14 protein-coding genes and 1 pseudogene are annotated in these 17,332 nt (G+C 66.7%); 10 read left to right on the top strand and 5 right to left on the bottom strand.

All coding sequences use genetic code 11. From position 1 onward, the window contains the following. From nuoK to H7J73_RS13505, 6 genes and pseudogenes are all read left to right on the top strand, one after another. Window positions 1-295 (top strand): NADH-quinone oxidoreductase subunit NuoK (nuoK, locus tag H7J73_RS13480; protein ID WP_435405489.1); only part of this gene is annotated, 295 nt, incomplete at its 5' end. Window positions 296-301: 6 nt separating this feature from the next. Continuing rightward, window positions 302-2,281 (top strand): NADH-quinone oxidoreductase subunit L, encoded by a 1,980-nt coding sequence (gene nuoL / locus H7J73_RS13485; RefSeq protein ID WP_264067937.1) that lies wholly within the window; start codon window positions 302-304, stop codon window positions 2,279-2,281. After that, window positions 2,275-4,029: pseudogene (locus H7J73_RS13490) on the top strand (NADH-quinone oxidoreductase subunit M). Before nuoL ends, H7J73_RS13490 begins: the two are co-directional and overlap by 7 nt. Beyond that, window positions 4,026-5,603 carry an NADH-quinone oxidoreductase subunit NuoN gene (nuoN, locus tag H7J73_RS13495; RefSeq protein ID WP_264067938.1) on the top strand — a complete coding sequence of 526 codons (1,578 nt, stop codon included), beginning with the start codon at window positions 4,026-4,028 and terminating at the stop codon, window positions 5,601-5,603. The pseudogene H7J73_RS13490 and the gene nuoN overlap by 4 nt, the downstream one beginning before the upstream one ends. A gap of 25 nt (window positions 5,604-5,628) precedes the next feature. Continuing rightward, window positions 5,629-6,393 (top strand): enoyl-CoA hydratase, encoded by a 765-nt coding sequence (locus H7J73_RS13500; RefSeq protein WP_264067939.1) that lies wholly within the window; start codon window positions 5,629-5,631, stop codon window positions 6,391-6,393. Between the two features lie 33 nt (window positions 6,394-6,426). Next, entirely contained in the window at window positions 6,427-7,245 is an 819-nt protein-coding gene (locus H7J73_RS13505) for a thioesterase family protein (RefSeq protein ID WP_264067940.1), read from the top strand. On the opposite strand, the gene H7J73_RS13510 is transcribed toward H7J73_RS13505, so the two are convergent. Both H7J73_RS13510 and H7J73_RS13515 read right to left on the bottom strand, forming a co-directional pair. Next, window positions 7,242-8,123 carry an SDR family NAD(P)-dependent oxidoreductase gene (locus H7J73_RS13510; RefSeq protein ID WP_264067941.1) on the bottom strand — a complete coding sequence of 294 codons (882 nt, stop codon included), beginning with the start codon at window positions 8,121-8,123 and terminating at the stop codon, window positions 7,242-7,244. The two genes, H7J73_RS13505 and H7J73_RS13510, sit on opposite strands and share 4 nt — an antisense overlap. Continuing rightward, window positions 8,120-8,737 carry a TetR/AcrR family transcriptional regulator C-terminal ligand-binding domain-containing protein gene (locus H7J73_RS13515; RefSeq protein ID WP_264067942.1) on the bottom strand — a complete coding sequence of 206 codons (618 nt, stop codon included), beginning with the start codon at window positions 8,735-8,737 and terminating at the stop codon, window positions 8,120-8,122. Before H7J73_RS13515 ends, H7J73_RS13510 begins: the two co-directional genes overlap by 4 nt. A 44-nt stretch (window positions 8,738-8,781) precedes the next feature. Between H7J73_RS13515 and H7J73_RS13520 the strand changes: the two genes are divergently transcribed. The 3 genes from H7J73_RS13520 to H7J73_RS13530 all read left to right on the top strand — a co-directional run bounded on the left by H7J73_RS13520 (window position 8,782) and on the right by H7J73_RS13530 (window position 12,493). Then, window positions 8,782-9,915 (top strand): phosphotransferase family protein, encoded by a 1,134-nt coding sequence (locus tag H7J73_RS13520; protein WP_264067943.1) that lies wholly within the window; start codon window positions 8,782-8,784, stop codon window positions 9,913-9,915. Next, window positions 9,915-11,057, top strand: a complete 1,143-nt coding sequence (locus H7J73_RS13525) for an Rv3169 family protein (protein WP_264067944.1) — start codon at window positions 9,915-9,917, stop codon at window positions 11,055-11,057. The genes H7J73_RS13520 and H7J73_RS13525 overlap by 1 nt, the downstream gene beginning before the upstream one ends. A gap of 74 nt (window positions 11,058-11,131) precedes the next feature. Further along, the gene (locus H7J73_RS13530) at window positions 11,132-12,493 is read left to right on the top strand and encodes a flavin monoamine oxidase family protein (protein ID WP_264067945.1); all 1,362 of its coding nucleotides are present in this window, start codon (window positions 11,132-11,134) and stop codon (window positions 12,491-12,493) included. A gap of 109 nt (window positions 12,494-12,602) precedes the next feature. On the opposite strand, the gene H7J73_RS13535 is transcribed toward H7J73_RS13530, so the two are convergent. Beyond that, a complete protein-coding gene (locus H7J73_RS13535) occupies window positions 12,603-14,414 on the bottom strand; it encodes a PE family protein (RefSeq protein WP_264067946.1) in 1,812 nt (603 codons plus the stop codon). A 142-nt stretch (window positions 14,415-14,556) separates the two neighbouring features. Between H7J73_RS13535 and H7J73_RS13540 the strand changes: the two genes are divergently transcribed. After that, window positions 14,557-15,078: a helix-turn-helix domain-containing protein gene (locus H7J73_RS13540; RefSeq protein ID WP_264067947.1), complete on the top strand. Its 522-nt coding sequence runs from the start codon at window positions 14,557-14,559 to the stop codon at window positions 15,076-15,078. A 461-nt stretch (window positions 15,079-15,539) separates the two neighbouring features. Here H7J73_RS13540 and H7J73_RS13545 read toward each other — a convergent pair whose 3' ends face one another. Together H7J73_RS13545 and H7J73_RS13550 are read right to left on the bottom strand one after the other, a co-directional pair. Continuing rightward, entirely contained in the window at window positions 15,540-16,481 is a 942-nt protein-coding gene (locus tag H7J73_RS13545; protein ID WP_264067948.1) for an alpha/beta fold hydrolase, read from the bottom strand. A 66-nt stretch (window positions 16,482-16,547) separates the two neighbouring features. Then, entirely contained in the window at window positions 16,548-17,276 is a 729-nt protein-coding gene (locus tag H7J73_RS13550) for a GAF and ANTAR domain-containing protein (protein WP_264067949.1), read from the bottom strand. Between the last annotated feature and the right edge of the window lie 56 nt (window positions 17,277-17,332).

Genomic DNA, 17,332 nt, shown 5'->3' on the forward strand with positions numbered 1-17,332 from the left:
CCCGGTGAGTTATCTGTATTTGTCGGTGTTGTTGTTCACGATTGGTGCGGCTGGAGTGTTGTTGCGGCACAACGCGATCGTGATGTTCATGTGCGTGGAGTTGATGCTCAATGCCTGCAATTTGGCGTTCGTCACGTTTTCGCGGATGCATGGCCACCTCGACGGACAGGTGGTGGCGTTCTTCACGATGGTCGTCGCCGCGTGTGAAGTGGTAGTCGGGCTGGCGATCATCATGACCATCTACCGCACCCGACGCACCGCCAACGTCGACGACGCCAACCTCCTGAAAGGCTGAGCCGCGATGACCTTGATCTGGCTCATCGTGTTACCCCTGGCCGGGGCAGCCGTCCTACTACTGGGCGGGCGCCGCACCAACGCCTGGGGACATATTCTGGGATGCGCGACGGTGATCGCCTCCTTCGGCTGGGCGGTGATGCTGTTCATCGATCTGGCCCTGGCGCCACCTGCTGAGCGCCTCGTGCACGACACCCTGTTCACCTGGGTGCCCGTGGCGGCCCTCCACGTCGACTTCGGACTCCAACTCGACGCCCTGAGTGTGTGTTTCGTGCTGCTGATCACCGGCGTCGGCGCCCTGATCCACCTCTACTCGATCGGCTACATGCACGACGACCCCGACCGGCGCCGATTTTTCGCCTACCTGAACCTCTTCGTCGCCGCCATGCTGCTACTGGTCCTGGCCGACAACTACCTAGGTCTGTACATGGGCTGGGAAGGCGTCGGCCTGGCCTCCTACCTACTGATCGGCTTCTGGTCCTACAAACCCGCCGCCGCCGCAGCAGCCAAGAAAGCGTTCATCGTCAACCGAGTCGGCGACATCGGCCTGGCCTTGGCGATGATGATCATGTTCACCCACATCGGCACCCTGTCCTTTGCCGGGGTATTCGCCGCCACCGCGGGCCTGTCCTCGGCCACCCTCAACTGGATCGGAGTGCTACTGCTGCTGGCCGCCTGCGGCAAGTCCGCGCAGGTCCCGCTGCAGTCCTGGCTCGGTGACGCGATGGAAGGCCCCACCCCGGTCTCCGCGCTGATCCACGCCGCGACCATGGTCACCGCCGGGGTGTACCTCATCGTCCGCTCCGGACCGGTATTCAATCTGGCCCCGACCGCGCAAACCTTCGTGGCGATCATCGGCGCGGTCACGCTGCTGTTCGGCGCGATCATCGGCTGCGCCAAAGACGACATCAAAAAAGCCCTCGCCGCCTCCACCATGTCCCAGATCGGGTACATGGTGCTCGCCGCCGGTCTGGGCCCGGCCGGGTACGCGGTGGCGATCCTGCACCTGCTCACCCACGGCTTCTTCAAAGCCGGCCTGTTCCTCGGTGCCGGGTCAGTCATGCACGCCATGGACAACGAAACCGATATGCGCCGCTACGGCGGCCTACGCACACTCATGCCCGTCACGTTCGTCACCTTCGGCCTCGCCTACCTGGCCATCATCGGGATCCCCCCGTTCGCCGGGTTCTTCTCCAAAGACGCCATCATCGACACCGCCTTCAACACCGGCGGAATCAAGGGCTGGCTCCTAGGCGGCGCGGCGCTGCTCGGAGCCGGGATCACCGCCTTCTACATGACCCGCGTCATGCTCCTCACCTTCTTCGGCGACAAGAGGTGGCAACCAGAGACCCACCCCCACGAATCGCCGGTAGCCATGACCGCACCCATGATCGTCCTCGCGATCGGATCCGTCGGCGCCGGCGCCCTACTCGCCATCGGCGGCACCCTGGAGCACTGGCTCGCCCCCGTCGTCGGCGCCGTCCCCGACACCCAGCACCCCACCCCCATCTGGACACTGACCACCCTCACNGCCATCGGCGGCACCCTGGAGCACTGGCTCGCCCCCGTCGTCGGCGCCGTCCCCGACACCCAGCACCCCACCCCCATCTGGACACTGACCACCCTCACACTGACCGCCGTCGCCACCGGCATCGCCACCGCCTACCGGATGTACGCCACCCGAACCGTGCCGGAGCTCGCACCAGAGGAGGTATCGGTGTTGACGGTCGCGGCCCGCAACGACCTGTACGGCGACGCGTTCAACGAGGCGGCGTTCATGCGCCCCGGTCAGGTGCTGACCGCAGACCTGGTGGTGGTCGACGACAGGGGTATCGACGGCGTGGCCACCGGCTTGGCGGCGCTCGTCGGCGGTGCGTCGGATCGGCTGCGTGGTCTGCAGACCGGTTTCGCCCGGTCCTATGCGCTGTCCATGCTGGCGGGCGCGGCACTGGTGGTCGCGGGGGTTCTGGTGGTGCGGGTATGGTGACCGACTTTCCCTGGCTGACCGTGCTGTGGGCGGTGCCGATGCTCGGCGCCGCGATCATCATTCTGTTGCCTTCGGGGGCAAGACAATTCGCGAAGTATGCCGGTATCGCCGTCTCGCTGGTGGTGCTGGTGATCGCGATTGTCCTCGCTGTTGCGTTCAAGCCGGGCGGCGAGCAATACCAGTTCGTCGAGGATCACGTGTGGATCCCGACGTTCGGCACCGGTTACATCCTGGGCGTGGACGGAATCGCGCTGGCGCTGGTGGTCCTGACCGCGGTGCTCGTGCCCGTGCTGTTGCTCGCCGGCTGGAACGACGCCCGCGACCAGACCGGGCTGGCCGGGCGTTCGGAGCACAGCTACGTCGCACTGACGCTCGCGGTCGAGGGCATGGTGCTGATCTCGCTGACCTCCCTGGACGTGCTGCTGTTCTACGTGTTCTTCGAGGCGATGCTCATCCCGATGTACTTCCTGATCGGCGGATATGGAGCCAGCCGCGCCGAGTCTTCCAAAGCAGCGGTGAAGTTCCTGCTGTACAACCTGTTCGGCGGGCTCGTCATGCTGGCCGCGGTGATCGGGCTGTACGTGGTGACCGCGAACAGCGACACTTCCGCGCGATCGTCGCCGCGGTCTCCAGCGGCCAGCTCGGCGTCAACCCCGCCATCATGAACGCCCTGTTCCTCGGCTTCATGTTCGCCTTCGCGNTNAAGGCGCCGCTGTGGCCGTTCCACCGCTGGCTGCCGGACGCCGCCGTCGAATCGACGCCCGCCACTGCGGTCTTGATGATGGCCGTCGTCGACAAGGTCGGGACCTTCGGCATGCTGCGCTACTGCCTGCAGCTGTTCCCCGACGCCTCNACGCTGTTCCGGCCCTTCATCATCACGCTCGCGGTGATCGGAATCGTGTACGGCGCCATCCTGGCGATCGGGCAAACCGATGTCATGCGGCTGATCGCCTNAACGCTGTTCCGGCCCTTCATCATCACGCTCGCGGTGATCGGAATCGTGTACGGCGCCATCCTGGCGATCGGGCAAACCGATGTCATGCGGCTGATCGCCTACACCTCGATCAGCCACTTCGGCTTCATCATTCTCGGCATCTTCGTGATGACCAGCCAGGGCCAGTCCGGCTCCACCCTGTACATGGTCAACCACGGCATCTCCACCGCGGCGCTGTTCCTGATCGCCGGATTCCTGGTGTCCCAGCGCGGAACACGACTGATCGCCGCCTACGGCGGTGTACATGGTCAACCACGGCATCTCCACCGCGGCGCTGTTCCTGATCGCCGGATTCCTGGTGTCCCAGCGCGGAACACGACTGATCGCCGCCTACGGCGGTGTACAAAAAGTCGCCCCGATCCTGGCCGGCACCTTCCTGGTCTCCGGGCTGGCCACCCTGTCGCTACCCGGTTTGGCGCCGTTCATCAGCGAATTTTTGGTCCTGATCGGCACTTTCACCCGCTACCCCGCCTTCGCCGTGATCGCCTCGACGGCCCTGGTGCTCTCCGCGATCTACATCCTCTGGCTCTATCAGCGGATGATGGGCGGCCCGGCGAACCACGCCAACGACGGTATGCAGGACCTGCGTCCGCGCGAGATCGCCGTAGTGGTACCACTGATCGCGCTGCTGCTGCTTCTCGGCGTCTACCCGAAGCCGGCGCTGGACATCATCAACCCGGCCGTCGAGCACACCCTGACGACCATCAACCAGCACGACCCGGCGCACCGGATCGCGGAAGGGCCGGTGAAATGAGTCTTCCCACACCGAGTGTCGAATACGGGCAGCTCTCCCCCATCCTGATCGTCCTCGGAGTGGCCGTCGCGGGTGTGCTCGTCGAAGCGTTTCTGCCCCGCAAGGCGCGGTACCGCGCTCAACTCGTACTGAGCATCGGCGGCCTGGCGGCCGCCTTTGTCGCCGTCGTGCTGCTGGCACTTGGCCTGCACGGCTCACCGGGCCGGCTCGCCGTGATGGGGGCAATCGCCGTCGACCCGCCTGCCTTGTTCCTGCAGGGCACCATCCTGTTGATCGGCGTGCTCGGGGTGCTGCTGGTCGCCGAGCGGCGCATCCGGGTGGGTGCTTCCCACGATTCGGAATCTGCCGGGCTGGACGCCTTCACCCCACAGGCCGCCGCGGTCGCGGGCAGCGTCGCGGAAAAACTGGCGACGAAAGCCGGTGTGGCGCAGACCGAAGTGTTCCCGCTGACGATGTTCGCCGTCGGCGGCATGCTGATCTTCCCGGCGGCCGATGACCTGCTGACCATGTTCATCGCTCTGGAAGTGCTGTCGCTGCCGCTGTATGTGCTCTGCGGACTGGCCCGACGCCAACGGCTGCTGTCCCAGGAAGCCGCGCTGAAATACTTTCTGCTGGGCGCGTTCTCGTCGGCGTTCTTCCTCTACGGTGTCGCCCTGCTCTACGGGTACAGCGGCACCCTCTCGCTGACGGGTATCGGGGACGCGGTTCTCAGCGGCGGGGGTGACACGTCGCTCGCGCTGATCGGCACCGGCCTGCTCGCGGTCGGTGTGCTGTTCAAAGTCGGCGCGGTGCCGTTCCATTCGTGGATACCCGATGTGTACCAGGGTGCGCCGACCCCGATCACCGCCTTCATGGCCGCCGGCACCAAGGTTGCCGCGTTCGGCGCGATGCTGCGCATCTTCTACGTCGCACTCCCCGATCTGCGGGCCGACTGGCGACCGGTGCTGTGGGTCATCGCGATCCTGACGATGATCGTCGGGACCGTCACCGCCATCACCCAGACCGACGTGAAACGCATGCTGGCCTACTCGGCGGTCGCGCACGCCGGGTTCATCCTCACCGGTGTCATCGCGCTGAACGACAGCGGACTGTCGGGCACGTTGTTCTACCTGTTCGCTTACGGATTTAGCACTTTGGGCGCCTTCGCGGTGGTCAGCCTGGTCCGCGACCGCAACGGTGAGGAAGCCACCACGATCGCCCAGTGGGCCGGCCTGGGTCGTCGCTCACCGCTGGTGGGGGTGGTGTTCTCGCTGTTCCTCCTCGCATTCGCCGGCATTCCCCTGACCAGTGGATTCGTCAGCAAGTTCGCGGTGTTCAAGGCGGCGGGCGAAGGTGGGGCGATCCCCTTGGTCATCGTCGGTGTACTCGCCAGCGCCATCGCCGCGTACTTCTACGTTCGGGTGATCGTGTTGATGTTCTTCACCGAATCGCCCGCCGATGCGCCCGAGGTCGTGGTGCCGAGTTCACTGAGCATCGCCACGGTGACGATCACCGCGGCGATCACGCTGGCACTCGGTGCGCTGCCGCAGCCGCTGCTGGACTTGGCCGATAACGCGGCACACTTCCTGCGCTGAGGGGCTGCCACGCTAACGTCAGGCCATGACTTCCGTCGTCATTGCCGACCACGGCGCCGTACGCGTGCTGACCATGAACCGGCCGGAGGCGCGAAACGCGTTGAACCGGGACCTGATCGAGGCGCTGTTCGCGGCACTGGTGGAGGCCGACACGTCGGCTGACATCCGAGCCGTGGTGCTGACCGGGACCGACCCGGCGTTCTGCGCGGGCGTCGACCTCAAGGAGGCGCAGCGCCTCGGCATGGAGTACTTCGCGAAATTCCAGACGCAGAATTGCATCACCAAACCGGCCGAGATGGCGACCCCGATCATCGGGGCCGTCAACGGCGCCGCCTTCACCGGAGGCCTCGAGATGGCGCTCGCCTGCGACTTTCTGATCGCCTCTGAGCGCGCGATTTTCGCGGACACCCACGCCAGGGTCGGCATCCTGCCCGGCGGTGGCATGACCGCCCGGCTCCCGCAGCGGGTGGGTGCGGCCATGGCCCGCCGACTGTCGATGACCGGCGAGGTCGTCGATGCACACCGTGCCGAGCGCATCGGCCTGGTCACCGAAGTGGTCGCCCACGATCGGCTGCTGGACCGGGCCGTCGAGCTCGCCACCCAGATCGCCGAGGTGCCCACCCCGATCATGACCGGGCTCAAGGAGATGTACGTCCGCGGTTCGGCCCCGGTGACCGATGCCGCTCTCGCCGCCGAACACGCGATCACGAAAACCATGCGGCCGGACACCGCAGGACTCGACGCCCGCCGGGCCGAGGTGGCCGCCCGAAACAAGAGCCAGTTACTGTAAGTGATTCAGTAGCGGCGACGGAAAGGCGCAGGCATGGGTCAGGCGCAGGTGACACCGTACTTTGAGCGCGAGGGTGAGACCTTCGTGCCCAACGAGATCGCCCAAGGCGGCTGGGGTCCCACCCTCGGCGGCCAGGTGGTCGGCGGATTACTGGCCCGCGAGATCGAGCGCGTCACCGCGGATGCCGAGTTGCAGCCCGCGCGGCTGACCGTCGACATCATGCGCCGGGTCTCGATGGAACCGGTGCGCGCCACCTCCACCGTGGTCCGCTCCGGGCGCCGGATGCAGGCCGTCGACGCCTCGTTGATCCAGGGCGGCGAGGAGGTGGCCAGGGCCTCCGCCCTGTATCTCCGGCGCGGCGAACAACCTGACGAACAGGTGTGGACCACCCCGGTGGAGATGCCCCCGGTACCCGACGAGCCCGAGGAATGGCCGTCGGCGATACCGATGTTCGTCGCGCCCTATGGACGCGAACCCGACTCGAACGGTAAGGGCTTCGCGTGGCAGCACGACGGCAGGCGCTACGCCTGGGTCTACGACTTTCGGGAACTGGTGCGCGGTGAAAAGCTCACCCCGTTCGTGCGCGCCGCGATGGCCGTCGACGTCACCGCGAGCCTGACCAACTTCGGCCTTTCGGGGTTGGCCTTCATCAACGCGGACTACACGATGCTGCTGAGCCGACTCCCGGAGGGCGAATTCATCGGAATGGCGTCACTGACGCACTACAGCGCCGGCGGGGTGGCCATCGCGACGGCAAGTCTGTTCGACCGGCGCGGCCCCATCGGCAGCGGCGTTTCGACCGCGATCGCCAATCCCAACTTCAAACCGACCGGCTCACAAGCGATTCCCTAGAGCGAAGCCGACGACACGTCGAAACCGGCGAAGCTGCCGTCCAACACCTCACGATGCCCGACGGTGCGGCCGGTGACCACGGTCGGATCGACCAGCGCCAGGCGCACGACGGCTTCGGCGAAGTCTTCGTTCACACCCACGTTCGAGTCGAATTCCTTGATGTAATAGGACAATCCGGGCGTGATCATCGGCTGCGACGGCGACAGCGCGTTGACTGCGATGTTGTGCCGCTGCAAATCGTAGGCCGCGCACGACGTGAGGTGCTCCAGCGCGGCCTTCGACCCGCCATACCCAGGCAGGACGCCGCTCGAGGTGTCGCCGAACGGGCCGCTGCCCGGCAGCCGGGAAGCCACCGAGGAGATATTGACGATGGACCCGAGACCAGCTTCGATCATGTCGGGAGCGACCAGTTGCATCAGCTCGTAACCCGCGAAGACGGAGATCTCGAAGTGCCGGCGGAACGCCGATACGGGGATCGCGACGAAGCCGGGCCAGTCCGGTTTGGCATCGCCGTCGGGCCTGGGCGCCTTCGGTCGCGGCGGTGCGTCGGTCCGCGGTGGCCGCCCCGGTGCGGTGAACGCCGCGTTGTTGACCAGCAGTGTGATCGGGCCCAGCGCGGCCCGGGCTTCCTCCACGAGACGCGGAATGTCCTCGGGGTCAAGCAGATCCGCTCGAATCGGAACCGCGGTACCGCCGATCGCCTCGATGGCGGCCACTGTCTCGCCGATGGTCCCTGGCAACCGCTCGTCCCAAACCTGCTCGGTGCGAGCCACCACCGCTACTGCAGCGCCCTCGGCTGCGAGCGCCACCGCAATGGACGCGCCCAGTCCCCTGCTCGCGCCCGTCACGATTGCGGTTCGTCCTGCAAGTCGCTTCACACGTCCTCCTTCGGTGTCCTGACCCCGTGCACGACGATCGCGGCCGTTCCGTTCACCCACTCGTCGTCGAGGTCGGTCTCGGGATCCAGCAGCAGTCGTAGCAGGGTCGCGCCGCCCATCAACTCGACGAGGCGGCCCGGGTCGACATCGGCGTGCACCTCGCCGCGCTCGACCCCTTCGGCGATACGGATCCGCACCGCGTCGAACAGTCCGACGAAGCGACCCATCACGCGCGCGTTGAGTTCGGCGTCGGCGGTCATGTCGGCGACCAGTCCCGGCAGTGCGGCCCGCACCACCGGGCTGGTGAAGACATCCCTCGCAGCGGCGATCATCGCCCGCACATCCATGGCGATATCGCCCGTCGGAATCGCCAGCACACCCGGGCCCGTGGGGAATGCCGCCTCGTGCGCGAGTTCCGCCTTGCTGGACCAGCGCCGATACAGGGCGGTTTTCGTGGTACCCGCGCGCTCGGCGATGGCTGCCATCGTGAGATTCGAATAGCCAATTTCGACAAGCAGTTCCGCAGTCGCGGCGAGTATGGCAGCGTCGATGCGAGGGTCGCGGGGCCGTCCCGCGCCCGATGCCTTGTCAACGATGGATGGGTCTGCTTTCATAACGCTACCCACCGTATCGTAATTACCTCGCGAAGGAAGTACCTGTGGCTACTGAACCGGCTGTCGAAGATGTCGGCCGACTGCAACGCTCAAGCCGCGATGTCACCACACTGCCCGCGGTGCTCTCGCAGTGGTTGTCGACTGTCATGCCCGGCGGTGTGACGCCGGATATCACCGTCGAGAGCGGCGTCGACTCCAATGGGATGTCCTCGGAGACCATCATCCTGACGGGACGATGGACCGAGAACGGCGAAGCGCAGGAACAGAAGTGGGTAGCCCGCGTCGCCCCCACCGAGGCCGATATCCCGGTGTTCCCCTATTACCACCTGCATCACCAGTTCGAGGTGATGCGCCTGGCGGGTGAGCTGACCGACGTGCCCGTGCCCCGCGTGCGCTACCTGGAGAACACCGGCGAGGTACTGGGCACGCCGTTCTTTCTGATGGATCACGTCGACGGTATCGTGCCGCCCGATGTCATGCCCTACACCTTCGGCGGGAACTGGTTCTTCGACGCGCCCGCCGACAAGCAGCGCGAACTACAGGACGCCACCATCGAGGTATTGGCGAAACTGCACTCGATTCCCAACGCCGAGAACACCTTCGGATTTCTGGCCGAAGGCACCGACGAAACACTGACACCACTGCAGCGCCACTTTGAATGGCTGAGATCCTGGTACGAGTTCGCTGTCCCCGGCATCGGCCGCTCGCCGTTACTCGAACGCAGCTTCGCCTGGCTGGAAGCTAACTGGCCCGAGTCGGCCGACGCCGAGACGGTTCTGCTGTGGGGCGACGCCAGGGTCGGCAATGTGCTCTACCAGGATTTCCGGCCCGTCGCGGTGCTGGACTGGGAGATGACGACACTGGGGCCGCGGGAGCTCGACGTCGCGTGGACAATCTTCGCGCACATGGTGTTCCAGGAACTCTGCGGACTGGCCGAAATGCCGGGCCTACCCGATGTGCTGCGCGAGGAGGACGTGCGCGCCACCTACGCCAAGCTCGCCGGCGTGGAACTCGGCGACCTGTCCTGGTTCTACGTGTACTCGGGGGTGATCTGGGCGTGCGTGTTCATGCGGACCGGTGCTCGGCGCGTGCATTTCGGTGAGATGGAGATGCCCGAGGACGTCGAGTCGCTCTTCTACCACGGGTCGTTGCTGAAGAGATTGATCGGAGAAGCCTGATGCTCGGACCGATGGATGAGTACCCGATACACCAGGTTCCGCAGCCCATCGCGTGGCCGGGCTCGTCGGACCGCAACTTCTACGACCGGTCCTACTTCAACGCCCACGACCGCACCGGCGACATCTTCGCCATCACGGGCATCGGCTACTACCCGAACCTGGGCGTCAAGGACGCGTACTTCCTGGTTTCCCGCCGCGAAGGCGGCAAATATGGCGGAAGCGGTGACACCCAGACCGCGGTGCACTTCTCCGACGCCATCGACCAGGACCGGATCAACCAGCATGTCGGCGCCTACCACCTCGAGGTGTCCGAGCCGCTGCACAAGATCCGGATCGCCTTCGACGAGACCGAGGGCATCGCCGCCGACCTGACCTGGGAGGGGCTGTTCGACGTCGTGCAGGAGCAGCCGCACATCATGCGGACCGGCAATCGGGTCACCCTCGACGCCCAGCGCTTCGCCCAGCTCGGCACATGGAGCGGCTCGCTGGCGATCGACGGTGAGGAGATCATCGTCGACCCGGCGACCTGGATCGGCAGCCGCGACCGGTCCTGGGGCATCCGGCCGATCGGCGAAGCCGAGCCCGCCGGTCGGCCCGCCGATCCGCCCTTCGAAGGCATGTGGTGGCTCTACATTCCGATGGCCTTCGACGACTTCGCCATCGTGATCATCATCCAGGAGGCGCCCGACGGCTTCCGGTCGCTCAACGATTGCACCAGGATCTTCAAGGACGGCAGGGTCGAGCAGCTCGGTTGGCCGCGGGTGAAGATCCACTACCGCTCCGGTACCCGCATCCCGACCGGCGCCACCGTCGAGGCGACCGCTGGTGACGGCTCCGCGCTCCGTTTCGATGTCGAATCCAAACTGCCGGTGCCGATTCACGTCGGCGGCGGCTACGGCGGCGACTCGGACTGGATCCACGGGGTATGGAAGGGCGAGAAGTTCACCGAGCGGCGGACCTACGACATGACTGACCCGGCGATCGTCGCCAGGGCAGGCTTCGGGGTGATCGATCACGTCGGGCGCGCGGTCTGCACCGACAGCAGCGGCATCGCCAAAGAGGGGTGGGGCCTGTTCGAGCACGGTGCACTCGGACGGCACGACCCCTCGGGCTTCGCCGACTGGCTGACCGTCGCGCCTTGACATCTCTGCGATTTCGGCGTGCTCCTGACCACTCAGCGGTCGTGAGCACGCCAAAATCGCGAGAGGATGGAGCCGTGACAGACACAGCGGATGTCGTGGTGGTGGGTGCCGGTTTCGCCGGACTGACGACGGCCAGGGAGCTGGCGCGACTCGGGTACAGCGTGCTGGTGTTGGAGGGCCGCGACCGGGTCGGTGGCCGGTCCCATACGGGCGCGGTGGCCGGTCTGCCGGTGGACCTCGGCGGCACCTTCGTCGGTCCCACCCAGGACGCAGTCGCCGAACTGGCCGCTGAACTGGACTGCGAAACCATCCCGACATATCACCAGGGCAAGAACCTGATCAATTGGCGCGGTCGGGTCCGCTCGTATGCGGGCACAGTCCCGAACCTGTCGATCGGCGGCCTTCTCAACGTGTGGCGGGTGCGCTGGCAGTTCGCCAGGGTGGCCCGACAGGTGCCGATCGGCGAGCCGTGGACGGCTCCGCGGGCAGCGGAGCTGGATGCCCAGTCACTGGGTCAATGGCTGCGGTCGGTGCGGGCGTCGTCGACGACCAGGGACCTGCTGGCGATCATGGCGAGAGTCACCTGGGGGTGCGAACCCGATGAGGTGTCGATGCTGCACGCCGCACGCTACGTCCGGGCGGCCGGCGGTCTGGACCGGATGCTCGACGTCACCGACGGCGCCCAGCAGGACCGCTTTCCCGGCGGCACCCAGCAGATCGCGCTGAAGATGGCAGCTGAGCTGGGCGAGCGGGTGCGGTTGAATGCCAACGTCATTCGTATCGAGTACGACGACGACGGTGCCACCGTGGGTTACGGACCCAACACCGTGCGGGCGACCAGAGTCGTCGTGGCCATCCCGCCGCAGCACCGCGGGGCGATCACCTTTACCCCTGAGTTGCCGTCCGAGCATCGACAACTCGTCGAGTGCTGGCCACAAGGACACCTCAGCAAGGCCTATGCGGTGTATGACACTCCGTTCTGGCGCGCCAACGGCCAATCCGGCGAATCACTTTCGGACACCGGACCCGTTTTCATCACCTTCGACGTCAGCCCGCCGTACACCGGCGACGACCCGGGGCCGGGTGTGCTGCTGGGATTTGTCGATGCCAGGGAATTCGACACCTGGCCCGCCGAGCAGCGCCGCGAGCGCGCACTGGCGGGGTTTGCCGCACTGTTCGGCGAGCAGGCGCTGCACCCGATCGACTACCTCGACCACAGTTGGGGCACTGAGCCATTCGCGCCTGGTGGCCCGACGGCGGCAGTCCCACCTGGGTCGTGGACGACGGTGGGCCCGTGGTTACGCCGGCCTGTCGGGCCGATCCACTGGGCAGGTACCGAAACCGCAGACGAGTGGACGGGTTTCCTGGACGGCGCCGTCAGGTCAGGGCGACGGGCGGCCGCCGAAGTGGCTGCGGCCCTGCCAGTTCGACGCTGAGTTACGTTGCGGCCCAGAGCAGGTCGGCAAGAGTATGACGCTGGGGGCGTCGGCACAGCCGACGCCCCCAGTGATGACAACAACTTCTAGGCGAGAACCGCCTCAGCGCTTATGACGCCGCGCCGGTGGCTCCATGCACACCTGCGGTCCCGCCGGCGCCACTGCCGCCGGTGGCGCCTTTTGCGCCGGTGTTGCCCGTAGCACCGGTGGCGCCGTGCGCTCCGGTTGCTCCGGTGGTTCCATTGGCCCCGGCGCTGCCGGCGGTGCCTGCCTTCCCGGTACCACCGAATATTCCGCCGGCACCTGCCTTACCTGCCGCAGCTCCGGTGCCACCCGCTCCACCGGTGCCACCGGCTGCGCCGGTCCCACCGGCCCCGCCTGTCCCGCCGCTGCCTCCGGTGCCACCCGCTCCACCGGCTCCACCGGTGGCGCCTGAGCCACCGACGCCTCCTGTTCCACCGACACCGAGAACACCACCGCCGGTGCCTGCACCACCGGCACCACCGGCACCACCATTGCCGCCGTCGGCACCGGTACCACCTGCGCCGCCGGCCGCCCCGACTCCGCCGGTGCCACCGTTCGCGCCTGCCTGACCAACGCCGCCGGCACCACCGGTGCCGCCCGTGCCGCCGTTACCTGCTGCGCCGCCGGCACCGAAGAGCCCACCGGTGCCGCCATTGCCACCGGCACCTGCGGGTCCGCCTGCGGTGCCGCTGCCGCCGACATTCGTGCCGTCGGCGCCTACACCACCTACGCCACCTGCACTACCGGTACCACCATTGCTTCCGGCGGCACCGACTCCGCCGCTGCCGCCGGCGCCACCGGCGCCACCCGTCGCTGCGCCGGCGGTATTGACCGCCGCACCACCGGCGCCACCGGCGCCGCCCGTCGTGGTACCGGTTCCACCATTGCCACCCGCCGCGCCAGCTCCGCCGACTGCGGTTACACCGGCCGTGCTTGCCGCGCCGCCGGCTCCGGCTTCGCCACCATTGGCGCCAGGAGTGCCGTTACCACCGTTTGCTCCCGCGCCGCCGACGCCGGACACACCTGCGGTGCCACCCGCCCCGCCGAGGCCGCCGGGATTTCCGTCAGTGCCTGCGGTTCCGGCACCACCGGTACCGGCCACCCCCGCTGTGCCCGCATTTCCGGAAGCACCACTCGGTGCCGGGTTTACACCGTTCGCTCCCGTCGTGCCCGCCGTTGTTCCGGCCGTACCAGTGGCCCCCAGTGTCGCTGTGCCCGTGCCCGCCGCACCGATAGTGCCGACTGTGCCTGCGCCACCGACGCCGCCGGCGCCGCCATGGCCGAATAACGCCAAGCTGCCGGCATTTCCGCCGTTACCGCCTGCTGCGCCAGTTCCTCCGGCGCCGCCGGTCCCACCGCTACTGAACACCCCGAGGATGCCGGAGCTTCCACCGTTGCCGCCCACGGCGCCGACCCCGCCGGCGCCACCACCGCCACCGCCACCGAACAGCAGTCCGCCGCCACCGCCGTTACCGCCGACCACTCCGTCGGCGCCCGATCCGCCGGTACCACCGAAGCCGATGAGGAGCCCGGCGTTGCCACCGTTGACCCCGGTACCCGCTGCACCGTTGGTGCCGTTGGCGATGAAGATGTTGACGATCGGAATCTGCCCGGCGAAGCCGATGAGGTTGTAGAGCGGGTCACCGGCGACCGGGCCGATGAAGGCTGCAGCAAGCGCGTTCGGAGTGGGCACATTAGGACTGAGCGCGAAGCTGCTCCCAATCGTGCTTCCGACGGAACAACCGGTGGGCACCAGCAGGCATGCGCTGGCCACCGACGGCGACAGTGACGGTGTGACTGTTGGTGCCGCCTGCGCCGAGCCGGCACCGAGGGCCAAGGCGGCCCCGGCTCCCGCGAGGGCGATACCGACGGCGAAGGGATAGACAGAATTTTTCATTTCAAGCTCCTTTGGCGGCTCACGAAGAGCCGGGACTGCAGATTTTGACGGCTCGCGCCTTCACATCGCTGGCTGTCGCGGCGCTGGCCGCGCATCGCTCCCTCTGGTCTCAGTCCACGTGTATGGATGTAAGCATACTAATATGCGTGCTTACATGCAATACACTTTCTTAGAGCTACGCTCTTGCGATATCAGTCGGTACGCGTGGGACGGAAACAAAGTGACGATTGCTCCCAACCCCGATCGAGGGGCGCAAGTGACCTGGTGGGAGTACGTCGTCACGGTGACCGGCGACACGGCCCAGAAGGATATTGCTGCCGCGACCGGCATCGATCAATCAAGCATCTCGCGATGGCAACGGGGAACCACAAAGCCCCGCGCCGAAGCTGTGGTGGCCCTGGCACGCGCGTACGGCCGATCTCCGGTCGAAGCATTGGTGGCTGCCGGATACCTGGCCAGCGACGAACTCGGCGTGGTGGAACTGACCACGCTCACAGGGGATTTGCGCGGCGCGTCGGTCGATTCGCTATTGAGCGAACTACGACGCCGGGTGCTCGCCGGCAACTCCGAGGACCCGCAGAGCTGGCCGTCCGGCTGGTCCGCCGATGACACGAGAATGGGCCGGGACGAGGATGGCGAGCAGACTGGAAACCTCAGCGGCTGAGAGATCTTCCGGACGGACCCGCGACATCACCTGTCTCAGCTCCCACCGAAGATGCGGTCCGGTCTTGGCAAATTCTGGCTCCGGGACTGTGCCCACTTCTGAGATTTCAGCACTCACATCAAACATCGCCCTTCAACTAGTTCAAGGGCAGACCGGGCCAGTTACCACTCCCGCCCACCCGTCCAGCGAGGTCCAGGCTCGACTCCCTCATAGTGCCACGGGGTGATACTCCTTGCCGGCAAACGCCGATACTGTGAACCGCAGGACCGCCTAGCCCGGCATGGAGTGACGTTCATGCTGCACAAATGGCTACCACTCCCTCTAGAGCCGGAATTGTCATGAGCGTCACTGGCTAATGGCGTTACCATCGGCTTGCGATCCTCGTCAGGCTACTCAACCGCGTCGCGCCCACCGCATCGGCAAGCCTCGGCGTCAGACCGTTTACCAGGGTGGATCGCTGGTCAAGAACTGAGCTTCGTCGCGGCCGAAGCAGATTCGGCCAACGCGCGCAGCGCCGCGTTGACTTCGGCGGGGCATTCCAGGATCGAACAGTGGCCACCGGACAGTTCGAGCAGATCCACCAAATTCGGCGCCCGCTCGGCGATCCGCCGCGAGGAGTCCAGTGGCAGCAGGCGGTCGCGTTCGCTGCCGATGACCAGTGTGGGCACGGTCAGCCCGTCGAGCGGGATATGGCGCTTCTCCAGTGAGTCGATCAGCATCTTCGCGCAACCGCCCCGGCCCGCAGCCGGGGTGGTCGCGTACAGCTCGTAGACGAAGGATCCGATCTCACGATCGGCGTCGCGCCCGACGGCGAGGGCCGCGACGAAACGCCGGCTGGACGCCTCCGCGGCCCGGACTACCGGCATGCCACCGAACCGCTTGATCAGCTGCCGTCCGATCACCTCCCGGCCGCCGGCCAACCGGGGCGTGACGGCCAGGAGTTTCACCTGCCGGATGATCTCGCCGGTGGTGGTGTTGATCAATGCGACGGCGTCGGCACGGCGCGAGACCCGGTGTCGGTAGCGATCAGCCCAGGCGCTGATGGCGATGCCGCCCATCGAATGGCCGGCGATCACAGCACGCTCCCCCGGCGCCAGCGTGGCCTCAAGGACGGCGTCGAGGTCCGACGCCAGGTGGTTGAGGCTGTAGTGGCCGCGGCCGGGGACGCCGCTGCGGCCATGACCGCGATGATCGAAGGCGATGACGCGGTAGTCCCGGGACAGGTCGGCGATCTGCTCGTGCCACACCCGGATGGCACAGGTGATGCCGTGCGCGAGGACGATCGGATAACCGTCCTCAGGACCGAAGACCTCGGTGTGCAGGCGGGTGCCATCGGCGCCGCGCACGATCACCGGACGGCTGGGCGGCAGCTGAACGGGCCGTGCCTGAGTTTGCCGGCGCATGGTGGGGCTCCCCTCGTTCGTCGCCGCAGCACCTTTGCCGCAACGGCTGCGAGCTTAGCCAACCAATCAGTTGGACGGGGCGTCGAGGATGGTGGCAGTGTCGGCGCCGGCGACCACCGAGGCCGACAGATCGGCGAGGCGCTGCTGTGTGCGCCGCGCATGGGCGCGCAGCAACTTGAAGGCGGTGTCCATATCGACGGCTCCGCGTTCGGAGAGCACGCCCTTGGCCTGTTCGATCACCACCCGGGTGTTCAGTGCGGTCTGCAGCTGCTGGTTGACCAGTTCGGAGCGGGTCAGGATCCGTTGGTGCAGGATTCCGATGGTCGCCACGTCGGCCAGCGCCTGACCCACCGCGACATCGGTCGGCGGAAGCGCGCCGGTGTCGGTGCGGAACAGGTTGAGCGCACCCACCCGTTCGTCGCGCAGCCGCAGCGGTAGCGCGGACACCGAACCGAAGTTGTACTCGGCGGCGCGTTGCGAGAACGCCGGCCAGCGTTGCGGATCGACCGACAGGTCTTCGACGAACACCCCCTGCCCGGTCCGGTAGGCCTGCAGGCAGGGACCCATGTCAGCTTCCACCTGAAGTAATTCCAGGAGGCGGGTCTGCTCGCTGCTGGAGGCAAACACGTGGAGTTCGCCCGCCCCATCGCCGAGCAGAATTCCGGCAGCTGCGATCGGCAGCAGAGTCATCGAACTATCGATGAGCTGCTGCGCCAGCTCGACGACGTCGTAGTCGGCGACGAGAGTGTCCGCCAGCCCGACAAATGCTGATGCCAGGCGTTCGTAGCGATCCATCGCAATTCCTTCCAGCCAGATTTTCGCATGTATGTCAGGGCAGATAGAACATTTCC

Source organism: Mycolicibacterium komossense (genome assembly GCF_025822605.1).
Classification (GTDB): Bacteria; Actinomycetota; Actinomycetes; order Mycobacteriales; family Mycobacteriaceae; genus Mycobacterium; species Mycobacterium komossense.

What these genes read in the sequence shown, in the direction of transcription:
- nuoN (WP_264067938.1), top strand. Translation starts at nt 4,026, where the DNA reads ATGAGTCTTCCCACACCGAGTGTCGAATACGGGCAGCTCTCCCCCATC.
- H7J73_RS13500 (WP_264067939.1), top strand. Translation starts at nt 5,629, where the DNA reads ATGACTTCCGTCGTCATTGCCGACCACGGCGCCGTACGCGTGCTGACC.
- H7J73_RS13505 (WP_264067940.1), top strand. Translation starts at nt 6,427, where the DNA reads ATGGGTCAGGCGCAGGTGACACCGTACTTTGAGCGCGAGGGTGAGACC.
- H7J73_RS13515 (WP_264067942.1), bottom strand. Translation starts at nt 8,737, where the DNA reads ATGAAAGCAGACCCATCCATCGTTGACAAGGCATCGGGCGCGGGACGG.
- H7J73_RS13525 (WP_264067944.1), top strand. Translation starts at nt 9,915, where the DNA reads ATGCTCGGACCGATGGATGAGTACCCGATACACCAGGTTCCGCAGCCC.
- H7J73_RS13535 (WP_264067946.1), bottom strand. Translation starts at nt 14,414, where the DNA reads ATGAAAAATTCTGTCTATCCCTTCGCCGTCGGTATCGCCCTCGCGGGA.
- H7J73_RS13540 (WP_264067947.1), top strand. Translation starts at nt 14,557, where the DNA reads ATGCGTGCTTACATGCAATACACTTTCTTAGAGCTACGCTCTTGCGAT.
- H7J73_RS13545 (WP_264067948.1), bottom strand. Translation starts at nt 16,481, where the DNA reads ATGCGCCGGCAAACTCAGGCACGGCCCGTTCAGCTGCCGCCCAGCCGT.
- H7J73_RS13550 (WP_264067949.1), bottom strand. Translation starts at nt 17,276, where the DNA reads ATGGATCGCTACGAACGCCTGGCATCAGCATTTGTCGGGCTGGCGGAC.